The following is a 7,034-nucleotide window of genomic DNA, read 5'->3' as shown; positions in this document are numbered from 1 at the left end:
AAGCGCGCTTCCGTCATCAAGCGACAGCGCGTGTATCCCAAGGAAAACGCGAACAACATGCAAGCCCGTAAACGCGCAGGCCGAAAGCAAGCTCTTTCGGACCTGCGTCGGGGTATGCGGTCACTTCATTTTTAGGGGAGGTACGAATGAAATCGTTATTTGAAAAGGAAGAACGGTACTGGAGCGGCAAGTTTGACGCAGATGATAGCCTGAGCTTCCTTCCCTACAGTCAATCCTCCAAATTATCTGTGGGTGGCGAAGCTGCGGCAGAGCCGGACTTGCTTCACCGTACTCTGCCGAGCGAACTCTCGGAGAGAATCATTGGTCTCGCCAGCGGTTCGGATTTGGCTCTGTACATGATTGTTTTGGCAGGAGTTAAAAGCCTGCTGTTCAAATATACCGGGCGGGACCAAGTGCTGGTCGGCATGCCTTCGTATAGCGCAGACCAGGGCGAGACGCCGCCGCATGACATCTTGGTGATCAAGACATCGGTAAGCAGCCAGACTACGCTGAAAACGCTGCTTGGGGGCATCAAAGGCTCCATCGGCGAGGCGCTGGAGCATCAGCACCTGCCTTTTCGAAAAATGGTGGAGCCGCTCCATCTGAACTATACGGGGCATGGCCTCCCGGTCGTCAACACCATCGCATCCTTCGCCCCGATTCATCCTGGACCGCTGGGTAACCGTGTGGCGGCTGATACCGTTTTTCGCTTCGACCGCCAAAACGACTCCATCAAGCTGGAAATAAGCTTTGACGGACAGCGGTACGAGCGGGCATTTATGGAGCAGGCGGCCGACCATCTTGTTCGGTTGCTGTCCATGCTTTTATTTCAGCCGGATCTGGAGCTTGGACAAGTCGATATGCTGTTCCCAGTCGAGAGGGAGATGCTGCTCAAGGGATTTAATGACACCGAAACCGAGTTCGAGCGGGGGAAAACGATTCATGGCTTGTTCGAAGAACAGGCGGAGCATCGCCCGGATAACGTGGCCGTCGTCATGAACGAGCGGCAATTGACCTACCGCGAGCTGAACGAGCGATCCAACCGCCTTGCGCGGAAGCTGCGGGAAAAAGGAGTAGAAGCAGACCAGCTGGTAGCAATTCTGGTCGAACGCTCGCTTGATATGGTCGTCGGCATTCTGGCAATTCTTAAAGCGGGCGGAGCCTTCGTGCCTGTCGATCCCGACTACCCGGAGGAGCGCATCCGCTTCATGATCGAGGATTCAGGCACACCGTTATTGCTGATTCAAAAACATCTGCACGAGAAGACCGACTTTGAAGGAACACGCCTTGAATTAGACGATTTTGTTTGGGGCGATAGCGGGGCGGAATCCACTGGTGTGCTGGATGCTTCGAATCTGGAGCCGGCCAGCGGTCCGAATGATCTGGCTTATGTCATCTATACATCAGGTACGACGGGCAAACCCAAAGGGGTCATGCTGGAGCATCGTGGTTTGGTCAGTTTAAAGCTGATGTTCGCGGACAGGCTGGGCATCACGGAGCATGACCGGATCGTTCAATTCGCCAGCCTGTCATTCGACGCGTCCTGCTGGGAAGTGTTCAAAGCGCTCTATTTTGGCGCGACTTTGTACATCCCGACGGCCGAGACGATTCTCGACAACCGCCTGTTCGAGAGTTATATGAACGAGCATGCGATTACGGCGGCGATTTTGCCTCCGACGTACAGCGCATATTTGAACCCGGACCGCCTTCCCAGCTTAACGAAGCTTGTAACGGGAGGTTCGGCGGTATCGGCCGAATTTGTGCAGCAGTGGAAGGAGAAGGTCCACTATTTCAATGCTTACGGGCCTACCGAAGCTTCGATTGTTACGACGCTTTGGGATGCGGTTGAGCAGCAGCCGGAGCGCAGAGTTATTCCGATCGGGCGCCCGCTGTCCAATCACCGGATTTTCATTTTGGATGCCCACCTGCAGCTTGTGCCTCCTGGAGTGGACGGAGAGCTGTGCGTGGCAGGCGTGGGGCTTGCGAGAGGTTACCTGAACCAACCGGAGCTGACGGCAGAGAAATTTGTGGAACATCCGTTTGCGCCGGGAGAACGCCTTTACCGGACGGGAGATCTCGCCCGCTGGCTGTCGGACGGCAACATCGAATACCGGGGGCGGATCGATCATCAGGTGAAAATCCGCGGCTACCGGATCGAAATCGGCGAGATTGAAGAGCAGCTGCTGAAGATCGCCGCCATGCAAGAAACGGCGGTGCTCGCCCGCGACGACGCAAACGGCCATAAGCAGCTTGTTGCTTATTACGTTGCGGAAACGAGGCTGGCGGCGCATGAACTCAAGGAGCAGCTCGCCAAGCAGCTTCCAGGATATATGATTCCTTCGTACCTCGTGCAGCTTTCGCGGATGCCGCTGACTCCGAACGGGAAAATCGACCGCAAAGCGCTACCCGCGCCAGAGGAAGCCGCCACTGGAAGAACGGAATATGTCGCGCCGAGAACGCTGCTCGAGATGAAGATTGTCCGTGTTTGGCAGGATACACTTGGCATTCCACAGGTTGGCGTAAAGGATAACTTTTTTGAGCTGGGAGGCAATTCCTTAAGTCTGATTAGGCTCGTTCAAGCCGTTTACGATGAAACGGGCATCGAGATACCGCTGAATCGCCAATTCCATCATGTAACCGTTGAAGCCATGGCTTTTGGAGAGGAAGATCTGGGTCTGGATAAAGGGGGAGACTCCTTCATTAAGCTAAATAAAACAGGGGATCTGAACGTGTTCTGCTTCCCTCCAGGCAGCGGCTTCGGCATCGGTTACCGAGAGCTTGCAAGCAGACTAGACGGCCGATTCGTGCTTTACGGCATTGATTTTATCGACGATGTCATCGATTACGAGGCCATGCTGAACCGTTATGTGGATGAGATTGTTCGTATCCAGCCTGAAGGACCCTACGTGTTGCTCGGTTACTGCTTCGGAGGCAACCTGACGTTCGAGGTAGCCAAATCGATGGAAAGAAGAGGGTACTCCGTAACGGACATGCTCATGGTGGACTCGTGGATTAAGGACACACTCACACCTTATGAAACGTCTGAGAAAGAGCTTGAAGAGATGCTTGCGGATTTCGACGAAGAAGAGAAGGAATTAATGAGCAATCCGCTCGTGCGGGAGCGTGTTCATCGGAAGATCAAAGCCACATTGACGTACGAAGCGCAGCTTATTAATTCAGGAACGATAACTGCCCGGATTTACGAACTGATTGCGAAGGACAGTGAAGCGTTCCGCCTGGAGCACCAGTTGCCGTCTTGGCAGAGGGCAACGACGCAAGCTTACGCCGATTACCGGCTGGAGGGCGCACACGAGGAGTTACTGGAACTCGCGCGCGTGGACGAAACGGCCGTTGTCATCCGTGACATCTTAGTGCAAATCAAGCAGCAGATCGAAGCGGAGGCAGGGGTCCTGCATGGGAGCTGACCGGCAGACGTCTGTTCAAGGACAAGGCACAGCGGCGCCTTCCAAGCGCCGAACCGCTTATGCCACCTGGAAAGCGTTCCGCTGGCTGATGTCCTATGTAAGCCGTCACAAAGGCTGGATGATCGTCGGTATCCTGTCCGCAATTGCCGCCGCGGTTATTGAGATATGGACGGGACGTTTGGTCGAGCAGCTGACCACACAGGCCGAGAATGGGGCGGGGCCTATCGTTCTGCAGATCGTGTACACGGTCTTTGTGGTCATCTTGATCGGTGTGCCGGCGAAGTTTTTCATGAGCTTTGGTGTGGAGCGAAGCAGTGCCTCTGCGGTGCAGGATATCCGCAACCATGTCATGCGTCATATCGGCAAACTCCCGGTCCCCTATTTGGAAAAGCAGCACTCCGGCGACGTGTTGTCGCGGATCAACAACGATCTGCAGCTCATCCAGCAATTTATGATTCGGGACCTCGCCCAGTGGTTTTATCATCCGCTATTATTTATCGGCTGTTTCGCTTATTTGATGTATCTCCAATGGGAGCTGATGCTGTACAGCCTGCTGTTATTTCCCGTAGCACTGCTGGTTTCCCAATGGATCGGCAAGCAGTTGGAACAGTTGACGGAGGAAGCCCAGGCGAACATGGGCCGAATGAACGTCAACCTCCAGGATACGCTTGGGGGGATGCCTATTGTAAAAAGCTACCTGCTATCCGGTATGTTATCTCGCTCCTACCAAGTGCTGTTGCAATTGACAGCTCAAAAAAAGCTGGCCGTGAAAAAGCGGGAAGCCTGGGTCAACCCGCTGCTTTCTACGCTGATGATTAGCCCGATCATTTTCGCCGTCAGTTACGGAAGCTATTTGATCTACAACGGGCAGCTAGGCGCGGGAGAACTGATCGCCTTCCTGTACTTGCTTAATCTGTGTCTGGAGCCGCTGGAGCATATTCCCGAGCTCATAACGCGCACGTTCGAAATGACCGGTGCCCTGAGAAGGGTCTCCGAAATCGTCGAGCAGCCGACCGAAACGGAAAATGGCCGTTTGCTTCCAAAAGCAAGCGCCGCCCCCATCCAGTTTCAGAACGTAACCTTCGGGTATGAAGAGAGTTCCCCGATCCTGCGGAATGTTAGCTTCTCGGTGCCAGAAGGCAAGACGATTGCACTTGTCGGAGCGAGCGGCGGAGGGAAGAGTACGGTGTTTAAGCTGGTATGCGGCTTTTATCCACTTCCGGAGGATCAGGGCGAGATCCGCGTGTTCGGAAGCCTGATCCACGGTGCAGATCCGGAGCAGCTTCGGTCGCATTTTTCCGTGGTAACCCAAGATTCATATTTGTTTAGCGGTACGATCGCCGAAAATATCGGCTATGGGCGGGAAGAAGCGTCGATGGACGAGATTATCGAAGCCGCCAAAGCCGCTCAGGCTCATTCTTTCATTATGCAGCTTGAGGACGGTTACCAGACGTATGTCGGAGAGCGCGGCGGGTTTTTGTCCGGTGGGCAACGCCAGCGCATTGCAATGGCTCGGGCGTTTCTGAAGGATGCTCCCGTTCTGTTGTTGGACGAGCCCACATCGGCACTTGATCCGGAGTCGGAAAGCGCGGTTCAGGAAGCGTTGGGCGTATTGATGAAGAAGAGAACGACCATGGTTATTGCCCACCGGCTCTCTACGGTACAAAACGTCGATGAAATTTGGGTTATGGAACAAGGAAGTATTGTCGAAAAGGGCACTCATGAACAATTGCTCGAGAGGAAGGGACTGTACGCCCAGTCGTATTACCAGGAGTTTACCGAGTCTGCCGAACGCAGGGAGGTGTCGTACACATGAAAAAGGGCGGAAGGCTATCACAAGTGAAAGAACTCGGCTACTTGCTGACGTTTATGAACCGCAAGCGCAAAACCCAGTACGCGATTGGCCTTGCTGTAACGGCGCTCACCCAGACATTGTTTCTGATCGCCTTCAGCTTGGTCGTACATAACTTGGTTGATTTCGCCGTGTCCCGAGATACGTCCCTGATGGTAGAAGCTTTTGTTATTTTGGGCGCGGCCCTGTTCCTGGAAAATATAATTTCTCCCTGGTTCATTTACTTATACCAGCGCAGTGTCGAGCTGACTGTGCTGAATATCCGCAAACGTCTTTATGACAAGCTGTGCCGGGTGCGGCCGAGATTCCTGGAGCAGAACCATCATGGGGACTTGCTGTCGCGAGTGAACAACGATGTAACGACCGTTGAGTTTACATTCTCGCAGGTTTACTTCGTTTTGCTGCTTCAAGTTGTCTTCTGCATCGGCTCCATTGTCTCTATGGCGGTGATCGATTGGCGGTTTGCTGGCGTATCCTTCGTCATTCTGCTGCTGTCTTCTCTGGTCAGCCTGAAATTTGCACGGGATATCCGCGCTTTGTCCGAGCAAGGCTTGCGTACGCTCGGTAAAATGACCGAAAAATTTAAAGATTTTATGGGCGGCATTCAAATTGTGAAGCTGTTTCGCATCCGCACGATTTACGGCCAGTACGAGGCGTTGAACGAGCAAATGACGCAAACGCTTCGGCAAACGGCGAAAAAGAACGGTATGCAGGCTGCGGTGAACCATTTTATCAGCTATGTCACGTTCTGCGGCATCATCGTCATCGGCAGTCTTCTTTATGCTTACGGATTGATGGGAATGGGAAGTGTCGCCGCTCTGGCAGTTTTGCAAGTGAATCTGACGCACGCCTTGTTGAACCTGGGGATGGTTCTGTCGATGACCCAAAATTCGCTCGCGGGCGCTCACCGGATTCAAGAGGTACTAAGTGAGGAAGAGGAACCGGAGCGTTTGGGATCTTCTCGTAGCGAGCTTGTATCGGAGGCTGCGGTGGAGTTTCGCGATGTGGAATTTTCCTATCAGGCGGATAAAAAGGTACTTGTCGACATGTCCATGCAAGTGTTTCCTGGTCAGGTCGCTGCGATTGTAGGAGCCAGCGGCAGCGGTAAAAGTACGCTGATTAAGCTGTTGCTCGGCTTTTATCCTGTGGACAGCGGAAATATCCTGCTTCAGGGTAAACCTTTCGGCCATTACACGCTGGAAGAAATCCGCAGGCAGATTGCATACGTTCCGCAGGAACCGTTTTTGTTTACCGGCACGATTGAGGAAAATATCCGCTATGGCAACCCGGATGCAACGGATGAAGAAGTGGTGGAAGCGGCCAAAGCGGCGTACGCTCACCATTTTATTCAGGAACTTCCTGAACAGTATAAAACGCCGGTGGGAGAGAGGGGAGCGTCATTGTCAGGTGGACAAAGGCAGCGAATTGCGATCGCCCGGGCGATTCTCAAAAACGCCCCGATTCTACTGCTGGACGAAGCGACTTCTGCATTGGATAACGAATCCCAGCATTGGGTACAGCAAGCTCTGAACGTATTGATGAAGGGGCGCACCACCATTCTGATTGCCCACCGTCTCAGCACTGTGGAACATGCGGATTTGATTACGGTCATGAATCAAGGAACGGTCGTGGAACGGGGCCGCCATCAGGAACTGCTGGCGCTCGGAGGTTACTACGCGCGGCTGTACGGCTAGACTCGCTTTTCGGCGGGCGGCTTCCTGCTGATATTCAGGTATAAAGCCTATCTACAAACAATC

The 7,034-nt window shown here is 53.6% G+C and carries 3 protein-coding genes; all 3 read left to right on the top strand.

Features of this window, described 5'->3' with window-relative positions; genetic code table 11:
• Positions 1 to 146 precede the first annotated feature (146 nt).
• From C161_RS02920 to C161_RS02910, 3 genes are read left to right on the top strand one after another with little or no spacing between them, the layout of a single operon-like run.
• The gene (locus C161_RS02920; protein WP_036668146.1) at positions 147 to 3,425 is read left to right on the top strand and encodes a non-ribosomal peptide synthetase; all 3,279 of its coding nucleotides are present in this window, start codon (positions 147 to 149) and stop codon (positions 3,423 to 3,425) included.
• Complete coding sequence (locus C161_RS02915) at positions 3,415 to 5,241, top strand: ABC transporter ATP-binding protein (protein WP_036668145.1); 1,827 nt, start codon at positions 3,415 to 3,417, stop codon at positions 5,239 to 5,241. Before C161_RS02920 ends, C161_RS02915 begins: the two co-directional genes overlap by 11 nt.
• Positions 5,238 to 6,971, top strand: a complete 1,734-nt coding sequence (locus C161_RS02910; RefSeq protein ID WP_036668144.1) for an ABC transporter ATP-binding protein — start codon at positions 5,238 to 5,240, stop codon at positions 6,969 to 6,971. The genes C161_RS02915 and C161_RS02910 overlap by 4 nt, the downstream gene beginning before the upstream one ends.
• Positions 6,972 to 7,034 lie beyond the last annotated feature (63 nt).

The sequence above is a fragment of the Paenibacillus sp. FSL R5-192 genome, assembly GCF_000517845.1.
GTDB lineage: Bacteria > Bacillota > Bacilli > Paenibacillales > Paenibacillaceae > Paenibacillus > Paenibacillus amylolyticus.
The sequence above is the reverse complement of the archived record's forward strand: the minus strand, read 5'-3'. Positions and strand labels throughout refer to the sequence as shown.